Origin of the sequence: Desulfosediminicola ganghwensis, assembly GCF_005116675.2 — a bacterium.
GTDB classification, from domain to species: Bacteria; Desulfobacterota; Desulfobulbia; order Desulfobulbales; family Desulfocapsaceae; genus Desulfopila; species Desulfopila ganghwensis.
Genome location: NZ_CP050699.1, coordinates 2,726,487 through 2,744,033, shown reverse-complemented (window position 1 = coordinate 2,744,033; position 17,547 = coordinate 2,726,487). Strand labels below are relative to the sequence as shown.

Below are 17,547 nucleotides of genomic sequence, written 5' to 3'. Positions count from 1 at the left end.
CGAACAGCTACCCCACTTCATTACAACTCTCCCCTACCTTCCGTGCGGCCAGAAGAGGCCATCATTCAGATTGGAAATTCCTTCCATGATCGAATCTATATCAGCTTGGGCCGGAAGCGATTCCTGCAGAATAGTCCGAACCTTTTGCCATTCACCTGCCTCGGCGTATTGCACAATACCTGCTCTCAGCATTAGGTGAAAAATCTTCCTGTTTTCCTCTGAATTGTTGGCGTCAGTCACCACAATTGCCCGAACCCTCGCAAACAACTCGACGATTCCACCATACTCGGGCCCAAACTGTTGTTCAAGCTGTTCACGAATACATTTTGACAAAGCCGGGCTGGCGCCCCCTGTGGATATTGTCAGCAACAGATCACCGTGACGTACCTTCGCCGGGATCTGAAAATCACAACGTGCAGGGTCATCAGCACTGTTAAACAGTATTTTTCGCTCGTAAGCCTCTTTTGCTACATCCTCCTGCACCTGCCCGCTATCTGTAGCCGCAAAAACCAGAAAGGCATCCTGCAAGTCACCGGGCTCATACCCCCGTCGATCTACAGTTATCGCCCCGCCAGCCTCCAGTGGTGTAAATGCTTCAAGCACCACAGGGCTGATAACTTTCACTTTTGCATTACAACCCACCAACGCCTTCACCTTGCGGAGTGCAACCTGCCCGCCCCCGATGACCACGCAGAGTCGTCCTGTTATATCAAGATTTATAGGAAAAAACTGCATAGTATCTCCTTGGGGACTGCTACAGGCTACAATGTAGATACAAAAAAAAACGCTCTGATTATCAGCAAATATACAACAATAAAATCGGAAACCATCTATCAAACTCTGCTTGAGTTGGGTTAAACGCTACCAAAAGCAACCCAGCTCGCTGCAGGTTTATCGATAAATCAGATGCATTAACTGGAAATTATTATGCCTTTTTTCTGAGACGATTGACAATTATTGTGACATCCTTGCCATCTTTTCTGAACTGCTGTGCCTTACCCGCAATCTCGTAATCCTTGCCGGCAAGTTCAAGAAACTTCGGCAGGCTCTGCCTCCTGGCATCGTGCGCCAGGAAAATCAGACCGTCTTTTTTGAGGTACGTATTAAAGACATCAAGTAATGGCTGAAAAAACTCTTCCCTGAAGAGAACTTCTGCTCCGGCAAGCACGTCAAACGGCTCCATCTCCGGCGGATCCAACCAGTCAAGCATGGAACATTTGACATTGTCCAGGCCTGACGCGGCGGCACTGACACGCTGAAAATCGAGAATAACATCTTCATAGTCTGTGATGGTGACGTCAAATCCGTTCACTGCCGCAGCCAGGCCGGGAGCACCCAACCCCGCCCCCACTTCGAGCAGACGCTTTCCGCCACTGTTCGGTAATCCGTGCAGGGTATAGGCAAGGATTATTGCAGACTCCCACAACTTTACCCAGAATGGGAATTCAGAAACGTTCGCAAAGGGATCTTTGCCATCAAGAACTTCTTCGAGATCGGCAACGGTTAAGAGGCGGACAGCATCTTCACCGAATTTCAAACGGTCGAAAGTGAGTGAGTATTTCTTGCGCAGTCTATTGTAAATGTCCCGTTCTAGTTCGGGAAGAGTTCGAATATCCATAATTACCTTGTATTCAGCAACGATTAAAAAAATTCGCTGGTTTTACCCAAACAGCTGATGAGCAAAACCCAGCACAGCGACGGCCAGACAATAGTAGCCAAAATATTGCAGACGGTTTCGACGTACCAGATCAAGCAGCAAAACGATAGCAAAATATCCGGCTGCTGCAGAAACCACTGTACCAATACCGAGACTGAAAAGCATTTCCCTGGGGGGAGGCTCTGCAAACAGTTCACGGGACTGCAATACGCTAGCCCCGACAATAGCAGGGATAGACATGATAAAGCTGAACTTAGCAACAACCTCACGGTTTATTCCAAGCAACATGCCAACAAAGATAGTCGAGCCGGAACGCGACAACCCCGGCATTATAGCACACGCCTGGGCACAACCTATGAGAATGCTCCGTGGAAGATTAAGCTCTTTACCACGATCCTGAACATATTTTGACAGCAACATGATTGTTCCTGTAATCAGCAACATTGAATAGACAATATTCAGGTTACGAAATAAACTTTCGACACTTCCCTTCAGAAACAGGCCTACGAATACCGCTGGCAAAGTGGCGAGGATCACATAGAAATCCCACTTCAGATACATGCGACTCTCTTCATCACCGTTACCGCTCCAAACCTTGAATGGAGCCACAATCATCGCCCAGATATCTTTACGAAAGACCACAACCACTGAAAACAACGTCCCCAGATGAAGAAAAACGTCAAAGACTACCCCCTGGTGCTCAAAATCCAGCAATTCAGAAAAAATCACCAGATGGCCAGAGCTTGAGATTGGAAGAAATTCGGTCAACCCTTGAATAATTCCCAAAGTTATGGCTTTAAAAAGTTCCACAATATAGTCCTGAAGGGTAAATTGTTTTTGTTACCTGATATTTGTCAGGAGACAACAAAAAAAAAGGTCGGTTGATAAAGCTATCAACCGACCCGACAGAATAACGAAAACGAAGGACTATGTCAATTAGCAACCCTCGATAGCAGCTCCCTTCTTAGGAGGGGTTATTTTGACTTTGTCGCCAGGTGCCAATTTATCTGCATTCTCACAGGTCATTGTTACCTTGTCGCCATCAACTGCATCAACGGTGCACTTCAGTTTAGCTGCAAAAACAGAACCAGCGGTACTCAGTGCGAACATCATAGCCATCGCCAATACGATAGTTTTTTTCATGACAAATCTCCTTGAGGTCTCATGTAATTGCCGGACACCCATCCGGTTTGAAAACTAAGTATAACCACAGCGTAGTATACTATTTAGTTAACCTCTAAGATACTATTTTACCTGAAAGTTGTCAATCGCTCTTCTCGTAGCTAAATCGATAGGGTATCAGTCCATTATACTCTTTATATCCTTGGTCAGTGTCGATTTTGGAACATAGCCAGGATATTTTTTTACGACGTTCCCCTTCGCATTAACTAGAAATGAGACTGGTACTCCATAGACGCCACCGAAGTTTTGCATGGTCTCGTTGTCTGCCATCAGTACCGGATAGTTAATCTTCTTCTTTTTCACCAGCTTTGCCACGGTTGCTGGACCCCCCTGATCTACAGAGAGGGCAATGATCGAGAACTTATCCTCCCCATAGGTCTTCTGCAGATCCATAAAAGTCGGAATTTCTTCGATACATGGAGGGCACCAGGTTGCGAAAAAGGAAATCAGCAACACCTTGCCTTCATACTTCTTGCTGTCTACCTCAATACCATCAACCGCTCGTTTCAGCGTGAACTGAGGCATTTGAGCTGATGAACCGGCATTGCTGTGTACAGCCATACCCAATGTCATCATCATGGTGATGGCCCCAACAAGAATAGACCTGGAAATTTTTTTCATAAATGCTCTCCCACGAAGATTTCAAATTCAAATCGCATGTGCTATACTCTGCCGTCAGATTATTCGATTGAGATGGAATGTCAACCGTAACGGTCAGCCACATCAGCCATAACGCGCTCGATATGGCTGCATCTATTTTATTAAACGATTAATTTCTATTCACTGCAATACAAATTATTATGTCTTTTTTTTTAAAATGGGTGATAAAGCGGTCCCTTCGAGCAACATCTCAACCCCGGACCGCTGTCCAATGACTGTTCAGTGCAAGCAGCCATTATACCGGACGGCTCCATCCCGACAGAGACACATCCGTCCAGTGATCTCCCCCATGCAATAGGAAACTGTTATGAGAAGAATTTCCGTATTTTCTGCAGCACGCGGTGTTGCCGCTTTGATATGTTTTACTTTCGTTACACTATTTACGACTCCGCTACCGCTCCAGGCAGCGCAACTTGTTGATAAGGTTGTTGCAGTTGTCAATAACGAAATCATCACCCTCTCGGAACTCAATGAGGAAGGTAAAACAGTTTTCAAACGTATTGCCGCCACAACACCTGCCAATCAACTGGAAGACACCCTCATGCATGCGCGGGAAGATATCCTGGACAGCCTGATTGATAAACGCCTCATCGCCCAGAAAGCCGCGGAAAACCATATCCGCGTCGCTGACAGTGAAGTGGATGCAGCTCTCGACTCCACCATCAGACGTAACGGAATTACCAAAGAGATGCTGCTGGTAAAACTTGCAGAAGCCGGCCTCGACGAGGCCACATATCGTTCCACACTCAGAAGCCAGATTTTACAGTCCAAACTGGTTGGCGCAGAGGTTCACTCAAAAATCGTCATCACCGAAGACATGATTCAAGAGCACTACCGTGAGCAATACACCTCCAAAATCGCCAATGGTGCATATTATCTTCTACAAATGGGTTTCAGCTGGGAAACACCTGATGGAGGCGACCAGAGCAGTGCCACGCTCTACGCCAACAAGGCAGATGCCCTGAAACGTGCCGAACGAATCCATAAACTTGTTGTCGCAGGTCAGGATTTTGGCGCGCTTGCGCAAAAATACTCTGATCTGCCATCAGCCGAAGATGGCGGCGATCTTGGTACCTTCCTGCTTGATGACATGGCATCAGACATGAGAAGTGCGGTTGCTGATCTCAATAATGGTGAAGTGAGTGAAATAATCGAGACACATTCCGGCTATCAATTCTTCAAAGTATTATCAGCCGGAGAAGACGCATTGGTCGAAAAAGCATCTTACGAGTCTGTCCGGGAAGAAATCAGAAGCGCTCTCTTTGAGGTTGAGGCAGAAAGAACTTACGAAAAGTGGGTTAAAGAGCTCAAGGACAAGGCATACATCCAGAAGCTGTAATAGTGTCAGCTCTATTCGAAAGTACAACAGGAATAGCTTAAATGACCAACGAATCACTTAATACTGTAGACGAATCTTTAGGCCAGTTTCTCCGCAATACCCGCAAAAATCAAGGGTATGATTTTGACAGGATCTGTACTGAAACCAAAATCTCGCGTTCAAACCTTAGAGCAATGGAGTCAGACGATTATGCAGCTCTGCCGGCCGATGCTTTCGCGAAAGGTTTTTACAATATTTATGCGAAAGTACTGGGGCTGGACCCGAATGAAACTATCGCCAGGTTCATTGCCGAACGAGGCTCCGCCTCACCTGGCAAAAATCAGGATATCCACAACCCTCCGGCCAGGAAAGCCCAGAAACAGCTTGGTAATATGGCTGAACCTTCAGGGGTTTCGCCGCTTTCAACCATCGGGCTTGCCCTGCTCTTGCTGATCGTGATCGGTGCAGGCATATGTTGGCATTTCAATATAAATCCGGCTACTTTTATCAGCGAAAAACTTCGTGGCATGCAGTCCACCGAAACAACAGAAGCTTTTCCCGAGTCTGAAGAGGGTAATAATGACGGTGACCGGAATAACGATGTCACTCAGCAGAAAAACGACAACTCGACCGGCTATTTTCAGGTGGGAGGAGAATATTTCTCTATCAACAGCAACTCCCGCCTTTGTTAATAACTCCTGAAACGACTCTTCTGATCAATGTCCCCCATCAATCGGGAATCTGAAGGCATCATACTTGATACCCTTGATCATGGAGAGTCTGACTTGATTGTCACCCTCTACTGCCGACATGGGGGAAGAAGTTCCGCAATCGCCAAAGGTGCAAAAAAAAGTAAGCGCAGATTCGTCAACAAGCTCGAGCTGTTCACATTTATTCATGTGCGACTGAAACAGCGTAACACGCGTTCGCTTGCCATTCTGGAAGAGGCCGAACTTCATTCCGCCTTCCTGCCGCTCCGATCTCATATCATTCCTTATACTGCAGCTTCAGTGCTTCGTGAGTTTTGCCTCCTCGCCACCAGGGAAGGTGAAGAAGATGAACGAATCTTCACACTGCTCGTCTGGTCACTGCACCACTTGAGCCTTCCCCGGCCCAGGCTTTCACACCTGCAGATCGTGATGCTCTTTCTCTTGAGATTTTATGATTACATCGGTTACAGACCAGATTTTTCCCAATGTTTTCATTGTGGAAACGATGGACAGGCAGACAGCTCATCCTCATTTGGTTTCAACACCGCCCATGGCGGCCTGATATGCACATCCTGTAAGGGCAGTGGTTTCAGCTCCGCCATTCCCCTGTCCACCGGCACCATAAAAACACTGCAACTCTGCCAGGATACTTCCCTGGACAAACTGCACCGTTTAAAAGTACAGGACAAAAGCCTTTACGAGGCCCTCAACGTCCTGCACCGTTTCGGGAAACACATCCTGCAACGGGATATAATCTCATGGAAGATGCTGCGCCAGACTATCAAGCCTCAACGCCCGAACTGGACTTAGGCCAAATTTTTAAAAAGCATTATGTTGCGCAAATGTGCCGGGGGCCCGGCATGGCAGATGAGTCATTCAGGTAAGGGCTATACCCTGTAAACCCTGGTGGTCAGATGTAACGAATCTCGCCGCTATATTCGGTCTTCATGGCACCATCATCAAACTGCAACTGCAGACCACCACCGTCGTCAACACCAATGACGGTCGCCTCATACTGCGGGCTGGTCATTACATCAAAACCAAACACAACCCGCTTACCTATTGTGCTTGAAAGCGACAGCCAGCTCTCCAACAAACGATGAGTACCTTCAACGCCTGAGTATGTCTCGCCGGCCATCTCCTGCGCCTCTTCGTAATAGATAAGACCGAAATTCCAGGCCAGCTTAGCAAGAAAGGTAGTAGTAAAATCGGTTAGATCAAACTCTCGCCCAAGCTCTTTTGCCAGACTGGTTGCAATGGGGGAAAGCTCTTCCGGGAACGAATTGTTATTGATGTTTATCCCAAAACCCACCAGATGATACTCTTCGCCATAGCAGGCGCCTGTATGCCCTTCAACCAGAAACCCAGCTACTTTTCTTTGGCCGAACAACACATCGTTGACCCAGCGAAGATTTGCCCCGCCACCGCCAAATTCACGAATTGCCTCACAGCAGGCGACTCCCACGGCAAGCGGCACAAAGCGTTTTGAAATATCCAGCAGAGTGCTCGCATGGAGCATGCAACCCCAAACTCCTCCTGCCGGGGCATGCCAGGCTCGGGTAAATCTCCCCTTCGACCGGCTCATGGTATCCGCAAGAATCACTCTGCCGTTGGCGACTGAACCGCCCTGAGATTCTACCTCATGTACGTGGGCGCGGGCATGGTCCATGGCCCGGGGCAAGCTCTCATGGCAGTCAATGGTGGAGCCGACAAATTGTCCATAGCGCAACACTGCAGCAGAATCGATGTCTGGACAGCGTTTTTCCCTTAAGGAAAGTTCTTTCGCAAAAGCTTCGGCAAGCAGTTCTGGGGTGGGTTGGTTATGGGCCATGATGAATGTCTCGCCAAAATCGACGAATCCGATTTTTCATGGATTCCAGGTCGTTTTAGCAATTGTGTTGGGGATAGTGCCTTTTCAGACTATTGCATGGGACAGGCAAATTTCTGCAATGTTCATATAAGGTCCAGCCAACACAGAGTCAGATACGAAATGTTTAACTCTGCGTTGGATGACAAGCAATCCGCTGATGAAATATTAAACAACAGCACCTCACCCCCCCAAAATAATGGGAGTTGGAGGTAACAGAACGCACGGGAAAACACTCCCGCGCAGGAGTGTTTATTCAGAATCCCAGTCAGCTTTGACCCTGGTGATGATCTTCTGGATGAGCGGTAACTTATCGGGAGCACAAACACCAATCAACGGCTCACCCTGGGGAACAGAGACGCCTTGCTTAAAATATACAGAATGGATAACTCCCCGCTCTCCTTTATAATAAACCGGTGTGTCACGCTTCATAAGAGACATGGTAATAATCTCGTCGCCATTTTCAATGGTGACTGATCTCGCACCCTTCTTCTCAATGCGCGATTGAATATCCATAGCAAAGAAATACTTGGCAGTCTCAGGAGCCGGGAAGAGGTAGAGAACATCTTTCAAGATTGACTCAATGATCTCTTTTTTCTTGAGCGGGTGCCTGATAGTCATCAACTTCTCACCTGCTTCAACAAACTGACCATCCAGCTCTGTGCGGATATTCATCACGGTACCATTGGTCTGGGCAGTGACGATTTTAGGGTTACGCTCGCGGTTAATCTCATAAAGTGAAGAACCGGGAATCTGCTGCCACTCGCCTGTTGCGGCATTCACCTCATCCTCTTCAACCACCTTGAACTGCACTCGTCCGGTATGAACGGCATGCACGTCGACGTAATCATATGGATCTGACTTGTATTTACCTATAATATGGTCAAAATCTATTTCGTTTGACATAGTAACAACCTGTTTTCTCTCTCGTTTGTAGAACAATGAATGTTTGAAGGAATATACACACTGTCGCCTGATTGGCAACGTCTGCAGACAATCCTTAGCCCTAAGCAGCCCTACACTGCTGGTATTTCAATGCTCCATTTGGCTCCCCCCCTTACAGGCACCCAATATAAAGATAACACTGGTGATATAGGGGATTACTTTCCGAACCGGATTTTTATTAACACGTATAAAGCATAGAGTTTATACAGAGTTCATGCCACCATGGCAAGAATAAAAATCTCCTCTTTCATCCCGAAACTGCACTGTTTTCCATGCACAAGCCACGTGTGCCACAGGGGGTCAAACAACTGCAAATACATTAAGAAATCAGCGTATTGCCGGTCAGGAAAAAAGGATTTGCCATGGTCTTGAAAATTTATTGCACCGGATTCAGCCCAACCTCTCAACAGAGGAAAAAAATGATATTTTGATCATATATTGGCTGAACTTGAAAAAAGGGGCGGGCAGCTGAACGTTAACTGGAATTCTTCATGTGATGCAGAATTATTGCGATTTACCTTCGAGAGCAAAAAAATTCCACACTTTACCATCATCAATGCATCTCATCTGAGCGAAGCTCTGCAACTGCCTGCAAATGAAACTTTCGATTTCACAATACACGACCTCGGTTTACCCGACAACTTTGGCCTGGGTACGTTGCACTCTGTTATAGACTTAATAATTGATATCATGATTTAAATTACCCTTTCAGGTTTCCAGCTTTTTTCCGTGGTTTAGCTGAAAGAGTGCTGCCCGCCTGCTCGAACCATCGCTCCATTTTTTCATAATTCAGAAGGCATGTGGTAAGACCGTGCTTGTGTTTTCAGTTTCTTTAAGTACCATGATGCTGATTGCGGACTGAACCTCGTTCTCACCGCCGAACATGATAGAGCGATGACGTTTCGGAGCATCTTCTTTTATCCCGTATAATTTACTCTTTACTCACTTACAATCGCCATGAGCCGATTCTATTCTTCCCGGAAGTTTTATAAAGCCTTAGCAACCGTGCCAATTGGGCTACTGCTTATCAGTTGGTTGCTCTTTTGCTCGCTGCCTTTCTTGCTGAACACCTATATTATTCCGTCAGTACTCCAAAAACATGGTTTTAACCAGCTCAGCGTTCATATCCAATCGTTATCCCCCACATCGCTTACCGGCAACCTCGCTTTAGGCGATAAGAGCAGGCAATCCCTTTCGGTATCGCGCTTCGAAATTACTTTCAATCCTCTTAAGGCTGTTAAGGGTACGATCGAATCCATCCTCATCGATGGCGCCCTGCTCCACCTGGGTACCGAGAATGGTAAACTCAGCTTACAAGGTTTTTCGATCGATACCGCTCACGACAAGGTTCCTGCTGAAAATGCTGCCTTTGATTTATCAACCATTCTTCCATTCACCATCTCCACAATTGACGTTCGTAATTGCCAGATATTCTTTGACCAACAGGACCGCCCCGGACAGCTTGTGGTTATTGATGGTCACATCAAACCATCTTTCATTGCGACGGAACAGAAAACTGTTCTCGACAAGATCACTATCAATTTGCAATCACAAGGCAACGTAACCGGTTCGGCATCTGCCTCGATAGATATCAATCAGGATATCCATTCCCTGGACTTTTCCATTGAGCTGAAGGACCTTGGGCAGCTCGCTTCCATGGCGGCTGATTTTGGGGCAAGGGAAGAGAGTTTAAGGTTGCGCGGCTCCGGCTATCTGAATGGTTCGGCAGAATTTCACACCAGCTCAAGCTCACTTGAAAATATAGAAGCACAGCTGCAGGTTTCAGATTTTTTACTCGCAGATGGCGATATCACCCTCCTCTCTGATGCAAAGCCCCTCCAGTTTGATCTTGCAGGTAACTCCGAACAGCTACACTATACAATTACCAACCTTTCGGCACTCTCACCCCTGCCGGCCAATCTTGCACTCTCGGGGATAATGGTTCCGGCCGAAGTTCAACTCACAGGCCAGGGCGAGATCACTTCAGACATGTTTGAGCAGCCGATCTCGCTCAGCATGACACTCGGCCCTGACGGCAAAAATTATTCTGGTGGCATAACCTTATCCGGAGATTATCAGCGAATTGCTTTTGCTGGACAACAGGCGAAAAAGCACCTCGAACTGGGGAAGTACCGACTCATTTCCGAGATAGTTCTTGATAGGGGAAAAATTCATCTGGAAAACAGTTTTAAACTCAGTTCTTTCACGATCCCGGAGCTGGAGCTAAAAGGCAGCGACGTCCAGGCAGCGATATCGTATTCGCTCACCGGGGTAAATGGCATTGCCGAGAGGGCGCTGACGCCCGGTACTATCAGTATCGGTTCCCTGTTGTACAGAGATGAGCGCATGGCCAGGCTTCATGCCAATGTGGCACAGAGAGGGCAATCCATTCGGCTCAGTGGCTCTGTAACATCCCTTTTAGCCAACCCTCTCAATCTCAATTTTGAGGCAACCATCTCTCCGACCTTTGACATTCAGGCCAGTCTCAAGCTCGAGGAACAATCAGTCAATACTGACAGCCTCCCCTCTTTTATCCCTCTCCCTGAAGGGCTCGAATTTGAAGGTAAACTTGCTGCACAGGCCAAGATTGAGGTCGTGCCGAGACAAACAAATTGGAATCTGCAGCTACAGATCAAAGATGGCGAAGTCACCACGGGGGACGACAAACTCAAACTCAGCGGCATAAACAGTGAACTGACCTTTCCAGGCTTTGCCAATTTCGCCAGCAGCCCCAGCCAGCAGCTCCGCATAAATAACCTGGAGGCCGGCAATATCAAACTCACCAATGGCCTGATAACCTTTCATCTCGAGGATTCCCAGACCATCTTTATCGAGAAGAGCCGCTTTACCTGGTGCAGCGGCAAGGTGGAAAGCGGCAGCCTCCGTTTTTCCATCAACGATCCTGAAATTTCGACGGTACTCTACTGCGACCGACTGCAATTCTCGGAACTGCTCGGGCAACTGGGTATATCCGAGGCAGGCGGCAATGGTTCCCTCAACGGCCGACTCCCCATATATTACTCAGAAAAAGAGATTATTTTCGACGATGGTTTTCTGTTTTCCACGCCAGGCGATAGTGGTATAGTGAGGCTCAGCAACACGTCAATGCTGCGTCAGGGAATGGGAGACATGGGGCAATCCGCCTATCTTGATTATTCTCTCCAGTCCATGGAAAATTTTTCCTACAACTGGACCAAGCTAACTTTTAACACCAAAGGCGAAGACCTGCTGATAGCCATGCAAATCGACGGCAAGCCTGCCAATCCTCTCCCATACGGGTATAAAAAAGGGCAACTGGTGAAAATGGAAGGGGCCGGGATACAGCATCCAATACGGCTGGACGTAAATTTTCATCTGCCTTTTGCCCAGATGCTCAAGTACGGCCAGAATCTTCAAAAAATCATGGAGAACATGTAATGAACAGCATCTCTACCACTCTCCTCAAAGGTTGTCTAGCGGCAACACTGCTTTTAGCAGTATCCTGCACCAGGCATGAAGTGGAAGTGAAACCCGTAGAAATTAAACCCATTCATATCACCATTGATGTCAACGTCAAAGTTGACCGGGCACTGGATGACTTCTTCTCCGATCTCGACGACTTGCAGGCGGAGTAACAGATAACACCAATCAGACACACGTTGAGGATTATCATGCGCAAAAAATTCACATTTCTCCCTATTCTGCTTATACTTTTCGCTCTCGCTATCGGCAGTACTACTGTGCTTGCAGCTTCGATCAAAGATCGAATGGCCTCCCGCCTTCCGACTATAACCGCCTTGAAAGATCAGGGCACCATAGGCGAAAATAATAAGGGACTGCTCGAGTATCGTAGCGGTAACAAGCCAGAGCAGGCCACCGTCAACGCTGAAAATCAGGATCGCAGCAAAGTTTACGCAGCAATATCCAAAAAAGAAGGCGTGTCCGCCACACTTGTTGGCGAACGCCGGGCAAAACGTATCGCTGAAATCGGCCAGGCCGGTCACTGGTTCCAGGATGGCAGCGGTAAGTGGTATAAAAAATAGCAGTCGAAAGATACGAACGAATTGATTTGTATTTCAATATATTGTTACAGGCAGCACAGGTTGGCAGACAATGAGTAAACCATCCCGCGACAAGTTATTTAAGGTCGATACCGTTCAGGAAGATTTTGTCTTTAATGAAAGGGTCGTCGAAGTCTTTGACGATATGCTCGATCGTTCAATACCGTTCTACCAGGAGGTCATACACTCATCAGCCCGCTTACTCGATGTCTTTTTGCACAGCGGCGATACGGTCTACGACCTTGGTTGCTCCACCGGCACCACCTTGCTGGAATTCAGCCGCCAGCTTGAAGAAAAGGGATTGAATTTCGTCGGTATTGACAGCTCCGAGGCCATGCTTGAAAAAGCACGACTCAAAGCTGAGCTGTACTCCAAGCAGGACCAGCTCAGCTTTTTCAAGGAAGACATCACCAAAATGCAGCATCAGGATGCCGGGGCATTTATACTGAACTACACGTTGCAATTTATTCGCCCCTTGAAACGGGAAGCCTTCCTGCGTACCCTTTTTGAGTCGCTACGCCCCGGTGGAGTACTTTTACTGAGTGAAAAGATCATCTCCCATGACAGAAGGTTGAATCGCGAATACATCGATATTTACCATAATTACAAAAAATCAAAAGGGTACTCGGAGTTAGAGATATCAAGGAAGCGGGAAGCCCTGGAAAATGTACTGATCCCCTTCTCTCCTGAGGAGAATAAAGACATGCTGAAGCACGTGGGTTTCAGTACGGTGGAGACCTATTTCCAGTGGTTTAATTTTGCCTCCTTTGTAGCTGTCAAGCCCTCCTGATCTGCCTCAAACGTATAGAATTTCATGCTGAACATAGAACAACTTCTTGAAATGCTGCCGGCTGATGTCCGGCACAAGGAAATACTTGCCTGCCACAATGAGCGGCAAAGCTGGGTCAATCAGCAGAAGAAAGGCTTTTTGAGGTACAGAAATCCTTATCTGGCCCTTTCCGAATACAGTGCCTCCCACACGGATTTTGGCTCGGGAACTGTCACCATAGGCACCGCCGACGAAGTCTCCGGTGAGGAGCAGCAGCATATCCGGGACCAACTCAAGCAATTCATGCCCTGGCGCAAAGGCCCCTTTTCCATCTTTGGCATAGACGTGGATGCGGAGTGGCGCAGTGAACGCAAGTGGCAAAGGCTGGAAGAAAAATTGCCGGATCTGAAAGGCAAGGTCATCGCGGATATAGGCTGCAATAACGGCTATTACATGTTCCGTATGGCCCATTTGCAACCCGCCTTTGTGCTCGGTCTTGAACCATCCGTACAACACTACTACTGTTTTAATTCCCTGAAAAACATGGCCGGGACCGACAACCTGGCAATTGACCTGCTGGGAGTCGAGCACCTGAACTTATTCCCTGGCAGTTTTGATGCGGTATTCCTGATGGGAATTATCTACCACAGGCCATCCCCCATCGATACCCTGCGCGACATCCTCACCTCGCTCAAGCCAGGTGGCAGCCTGCTTCTCGAGTCCCAGGCCATACCCGGGGATGAACCCTACGCTCTTTTCCCAGAAAAGACCTACGCCAAGGTCCCAGGTACATATTTTGTCCCCACCGGTAGTTGCATCTATAACTGGATGCAAAAGGCCGGTTTTGTCGACATTGAGCTATTGTGCTCGCACCCTATGAGCAGTGAAGAACAACGGCAAACCGATTGGATGGAATTCGAATCCTACTCCGATTTCATTGATCCGGCTAACCGGAATCTGACGATCGAGGGCTATCCCGCCCCCTGGCGAGTGTTCCTCAAGGGTATGAAAAAAGTATAATTTAGTAAGAAAACTATCGTCGATATTGCCTTTGTCCGGTAGCATGTATTTAAATTGACCCACTCGTCAATAATTAACCCAGAGTCACACAAGGAGTCTTATGATGATTAAAGACAAGTGCACACTGTACAGCAGTGGGCTGAAAGGTGCTGAGGAGACCTTTGGTGAAACAGCAGAGCAGTATGGCGTCAACGAGGTCATTTACTCGTTTGAAGGACATAAACTTGCCCGCGACAGAAACGTTACCATTCTCAGCCAGGAAGAACTTGAGCGCGGCGATATCAGCATGGAACTCGCCTCCAGAATGCTGAATCGCACCTACTACGAAACTGAAAAAATCCGCAAAGTTCTGCAAACCATATTCCATATGGTCAACAGCGGTCATCAGGTATTCGTAATCGGATCAATTCAGGACGATGGCTCAGTTAAAGGCGGTACCGGCTGGGCTGTTGAGCTTGCCAAGATGTTCAACCGTCCGCTCCATGTATTTGATCAACCCAAGAAACAGTGGTTCAGCTGGAAAGACAACGGCTGGGCAGAAGATACCCCGAAGATCGAATATGATACCTTTGTCGGCTCAGGTACCCGTTACCTCAACGATGCAGGACGCGATGCAATTCAAAAACTCTTCACCGATTCGTTTGGCGAATAGTTTTTAAAAAAAAGCTAGATAGTCTGTTCAGCCGCAATCGGAATTTTTCGATTGCGGCTTTTTTTGTTTTTATTGTGTGGGACGTGGGACGTGGGACGTATAAGAGTGAGGTAATGCGGGTTTAGTGTCAAGAAAATAACGCCCTTGGAACTATTTCTTTCACCTTGTCAAACATTTAACTCAATAGCGAAAGGCCGATCATTTTACAACCGGCCTTCCACCTACCCGCAGTTACGTCCAACGTCCAACTTCCAACTTCCAACTTCTAAACTACAGTTCTACGCCGCTCAGCTCATTTCTGCTGTGGGAATTTTGCGGGCTGAAATGTTCGTGGGCAAGGCATAGAGGGCGAAGCTGTATCTTTCATACCGCGAGCCTTCTATAACGCGGCACACGGACATTTCAGCCCGCAAAATTTTAGGCCATGCCGCCGTTGGCGCATATCTGCTGTCCTGATATCCAGCCAGCCTCCTCCCTGACCAAGAGAGACACCGCGTCCGCGATGTCACCTGGGGTCCCGATTCTGCCAAGGGCTGACATTGCTGCCATCTGCACAATCTGCTCTTCGCTCTTGCCTTTCCGAAACAGCTCGGTATCGACCGGCCCGGGGGAGAGAGAATTGACTGTGATCTGCCTGTTCCCCAGTTCCTTTGCCAGCACCCGGGTCAGCTGATCAACTGCGCCCTTGCTTGCTGCATATGCACCGTAGGTCGGAAGCAGCATTTTTGTCACGGTGGATGTGATGTTTATTATACGACCACCATCCGCCATGGTTTTTGCAGCTTCCTGACAGGCGAAAAAGACACTCTTCAGGTTCAGATCCATCAATTCTTCATAGCTTTCCTCATCCATTTCGATAACTGGTGTATTCAGCAACATCCCGGCGTTATTAATCAGTATATCCAACCTGCCGAATTCTTTGACAGAAGATTGAAAGAGTTCTCTGATCTGCGACACTTTCTTCATATCCGCCTGTATGGCCACACCCTGTACACCCTCCTGGGCGAGTTCCTGCACAACCTCTTCAGCCTGTCCTTTGCTCTGTGCATAATTAACACTGACGTTGGTGCCCATCCGGCCCAGTTTCAATGCTATCTGCCTGCCTATGCCACGTGAACCGCCCGTTACAATTGCCACTTTTCCTGCAAGCGTTTTTTCCATTTCCCTTCTCCCAAATTGAACTTAAACTTAATTTGGTTTGTTGAACTCTTTGCATGAATAATGTGAAGCACCCGACGAGATATGCGTTTAGCTACCATTTTCCGCATAGACCATGGTAATTGCATCGCTGGGCGATGACACGCACCGGCCTTTACTCTTGACTAAATCTGTCATAACGGGTTATACATTACAGTTTTTCTGCGCGCCCTGAGACCTGCATCGGGTACTGTGAGTATGCACCCATGCTGCCAGCCACCCGCACAACCACGCCTGCACCGCAGGTAATGTGTCAGATCCGCAGCAAATGCGCTAATTGGTCAAGCACATCTTCACTCATCCTGCAGATGCCTTAAGGTACTATCACATCGGCACAGGTACAGAAAAAAAAGGATACTATAGAATGAAAGTACTCATCGCCCTGGAAGACGGGACAATCTTTGAGGGACAATCCTTCACCGGCGCTGGCGAAGCCATCGGTGAGATTGTCTTCAACACCTCTATGAGCGGCTATCAGGAAGTTCTTACTGATCCCTCCTATACCGGCCAGCTGGTCACCATGACCTACCCCCTCATCGGCAATTACGGTGTTAACCCTGAAGATATGGAATCATCTAAGGTTCACCCTAAAGCCTTTCTGATGAAAGAGTATAATCCGGTTCCATCTAACTTCCGATCCACCGCAACACTCGCAGATTTCCTTAAAGAGCACGATGTACTTGGCGTACATGGATTTGATACCCGCGCCCTGGTGAAGCACATCCGTACTGTCGGTGCCATGAAGTGCATCGTATCCACTGAAGATCTAGACCCGGAATCACTGATTCGTCGAGCCGGTGAATGGTCCGGCCTCGTTGGCCAGGACATGGTTAAGCGTGTGAGTTGTACCGAGCCATATGGCTGGGCTGATAACAAACCTGTACCCGGCACTAATTTTGAAACCGCTGACTGCACCACCAGCAATGAGCCTTTCAAAGTTGTGGCTTTCGATTTCGGCCTCAAATACAACCAGCTCAGAGAACTGACGGAGCGTGGCTGCAAGCTTCAGGTTGTGCCGGCTACCACAGACGCCCAGACCGTGCTCGACATGGCTCCTGACGGCATCTTCCTTTCCAACGGCCCCGGTGACCCGGAAGGCGTTGAAGGAGTTGTGGATACCCTGAGAACACTGCTCGGCAAGAAACCGATCTTTGGCATCTGCCTCGGCCACCAGATGCTCAGCCTGGCCTACGGAGGTTCAACCTTCAAGCTCAAATTCGGACATCGTGGCGGTAACCAGCCCGTAAAAGACCTGACCACCGGCCATGTTGAAATTACTGCCCAGAATCATGGCTTCTGTGTTGATATGGACAGCCTCAATTCAGATGAGGTTGAACTTACCCATATCAATCTCAACGACAACAGCTGCGAGGGTATGCGCCACAAAAAGCACCCTGCGTTTTCAGTTCAGTACCATCCGGAACATGCCCCAGGTCCACACGATTCTCTTTATCTCTTTGACCGTTTCGTCGACATGATGCGGGACAACAAATAGGACCCTCGAAAACCGGTACGCGAAGCACACGCAAT

General features: G+C 48.0%; 19 protein-coding genes. 11 read left to right on the top strand and 8 right to left on the bottom strand.

The genetic code is table 11. From position 1 onward, the window contains the following. Positions 1–33: 33 nt before the first annotated feature. The 5 genes from FCL45_RS11690 to FCL45_RS11670 form a co-directional block, all read right to left on the bottom strand. Complete coding sequence (locus tag FCL45_RS11690; protein ID WP_136796785.1) at positions 34–735, bottom strand: precorrin-2 dehydrogenase/sirohydrochlorin ferrochelatase family protein; 702 nt, start codon at positions 733–735, stop codon at positions 34–36. 190 nt (positions 736–925) lie between these two features. Then, a complete protein-coding gene (locus tag FCL45_RS11685) occupies positions 926–1,618 on the bottom strand; it encodes a class I SAM-dependent methyltransferase (RefSeq protein WP_136796786.1) in 693 nt (230 codons plus the stop codon). Positions 1,619–1,660: 42 nt separating this feature from the next. Next, positions 1,661–2,467: an undecaprenyl-diphosphate phosphatase gene (locus tag FCL45_RS11680; RefSeq protein WP_167495729.1), complete on the bottom strand. Its 807-nt coding sequence runs from the start codon at positions 2,465–2,467 to the stop codon at positions 1,661–1,663. A gap of 126 nt (positions 2,468–2,593) precedes the next feature. Further along, complete coding sequence (extJ, locus tag FCL45_RS11675) at positions 2,594–2,800, bottom strand: selenite/tellurite reduction operon protein ExtJ (RefSeq protein ID WP_136796788.1); 207 nt, start codon at positions 2,798–2,800, stop codon at positions 2,594–2,596. Positions 2,801–2,956: 156 nt separating this feature from the next. Beyond that, on the bottom strand, positions 2,957–3,460 hold the full coding sequence (locus FCL45_RS11670) for a TlpA disulfide reductase family protein (RefSeq protein WP_136796789.1): 504 nt from the start codon (positions 3,458–3,460) through the stop codon (positions 2,957–2,959). A gap of 346 nt (positions 3,461–3,806) precedes the next feature. Here FCL45_RS11670 and FCL45_RS11665 point away from each other — a divergent pair, with 346 nt between their 5' ends. The 3 genes from FCL45_RS11665 to recO are packed head-to-tail and all read left to right on the top strand — an operon-like array spanning position 3,807 to position 6,337. After that, positions 3,807–4,838, top strand: coding sequence for a peptidylprolyl isomerase (locus FCL45_RS11665; protein ID WP_136796790.1), 1,032 nt, complete (start codon positions 3,807–3,809; stop codon positions 4,836–4,838). 41 nt (positions 4,839–4,879) lie between these two features. After that, positions 4,880–5,509, top strand: coding sequence for a helix-turn-helix domain-containing protein (locus FCL45_RS11660; RefSeq protein WP_136796791.1), 630 nt, complete (start codon positions 4,880–4,882; stop codon positions 5,507–5,509). A 27-nt stretch (positions 5,510–5,536) separates the two neighbouring features. Further along, a complete protein-coding gene (recO, locus tag FCL45_RS11655) occupies positions 5,537–6,337 on the top strand; it encodes a DNA repair protein RecO (RefSeq protein ID WP_136796792.1) in 801 nt (266 codons plus the stop codon). 100 nt (positions 6,338–6,437) lie between these two features. On the opposite strand, the gene FCL45_RS11650 is transcribed toward recO, so the two are convergent. After that, positions 6,438–7,358 (bottom strand): biotin--[acetyl-CoA-carboxylase] ligase, encoded by a 921-nt coding sequence (locus tag FCL45_RS11650; RefSeq protein ID WP_136796793.1) that lies wholly within the window; start codon positions 7,356–7,358, stop codon positions 6,438–6,440. A 288-nt stretch (positions 7,359–7,646) separates the two neighbouring features. Then, positions 7,647–8,300, bottom strand: coding sequence for a hypothetical protein (locus FCL45_RS11645; protein WP_136796794.1), 654 nt, complete (start codon positions 8,298–8,300; stop codon positions 7,647–7,649). Positions 8,301–8,777: 477 nt separating this feature from the next. On the opposite strand from FCL45_RS11645, the gene FCL45_RS11640 reads away from it, so the two are divergent. From FCL45_RS11640 to FCL45_RS11610, 7 genes are all read left to right on the top strand, one after another. Next, positions 8,778–9,038 (top strand): hypothetical protein, encoded by a 261-nt coding sequence (locus FCL45_RS11640; protein WP_136796795.1) that lies wholly within the window; start codon positions 8,778–8,780, stop codon positions 9,036–9,038. 258 nt (positions 9,039–9,296) lie between these two features. Continuing rightward, entirely contained in the window at positions 9,297–11,756 is a 2,460-nt protein-coding gene (locus FCL45_RS11635; RefSeq protein ID WP_136796796.1) for an intermembrane phospholipid transport protein YdbH family protein, read from the top strand. Beyond that, positions 11,756–11,953 carry a YnbE family lipoprotein gene (locus FCL45_RS11630; RefSeq protein WP_136796797.1) on the top strand — a complete coding sequence of 66 codons (198 nt, stop codon included), beginning with the start codon at positions 11,756–11,758 and terminating at the stop codon, positions 11,951–11,953. Before FCL45_RS11635 ends, FCL45_RS11630 begins: the two co-directional genes overlap by 1 nt. Before the next feature lie 36 nt (positions 11,954–11,989). Further along, positions 11,990–12,361, top strand: coding sequence for a YdbL family probable chaperone protein (locus FCL45_RS11625; protein ID WP_136796798.1), 372 nt, complete (start codon positions 11,990–11,992; stop codon positions 12,359–12,361). A 70-nt stretch (positions 12,362–12,431) separates the two neighbouring features. Further along, positions 12,432–13,169: a carboxy-S-adenosyl-L-methionine synthase CmoA gene (gene cmoA, locus FCL45_RS11620; protein WP_136796799.1), complete on the top strand. Its 738-nt coding sequence runs from the start codon at positions 12,432–12,434 to the stop codon at positions 13,167–13,169. A gap of 24 nt (positions 13,170–13,193) precedes the next feature. Continuing rightward, positions 13,194–14,168: a tRNA 5-methoxyuridine(34)/uridine 5-oxyacetic acid(34) synthase CmoB gene (gene cmoB, locus FCL45_RS11615; protein ID WP_228721482.1), complete on the top strand. Its 975-nt coding sequence runs from the start codon at positions 13,194–13,196 to the stop codon at positions 14,166–14,168. A gap of 103 nt (positions 14,169–14,271) precedes the next feature. Then, complete coding sequence (locus FCL45_RS11610) at positions 14,272–14,820, top strand: hypothetical protein (protein ID WP_136796913.1); 549 nt, start codon at positions 14,272–14,274, stop codon at positions 14,818–14,820. A 417-nt stretch (positions 14,821–15,237) separates the two neighbouring features. Here the strand turns inward: FCL45_RS11610 and FCL45_RS11605 are convergent, their stop codons facing one another. Next, on the bottom strand, positions 15,238–15,981 hold the full coding sequence (locus tag FCL45_RS11605) for an SDR family oxidoreductase (protein ID WP_136796801.1): 744 nt from the start codon (positions 15,979–15,981) through the stop codon (positions 15,238–15,240). A 400-nt stretch (positions 15,982–16,381) separates the two neighbouring features. On the opposite strand from FCL45_RS11605, the gene carA reads away from it, so the two are divergent. Further along, entirely contained in the window at positions 16,382–17,512 is a 1,131-nt protein-coding gene (gene carA, locus FCL45_RS11600; protein WP_136796802.1) for a glutamine-hydrolyzing carbamoyl-phosphate synthase small subunit, read from the top strand. Positions 17,513–17,547 lie beyond the last annotated feature (35 nt).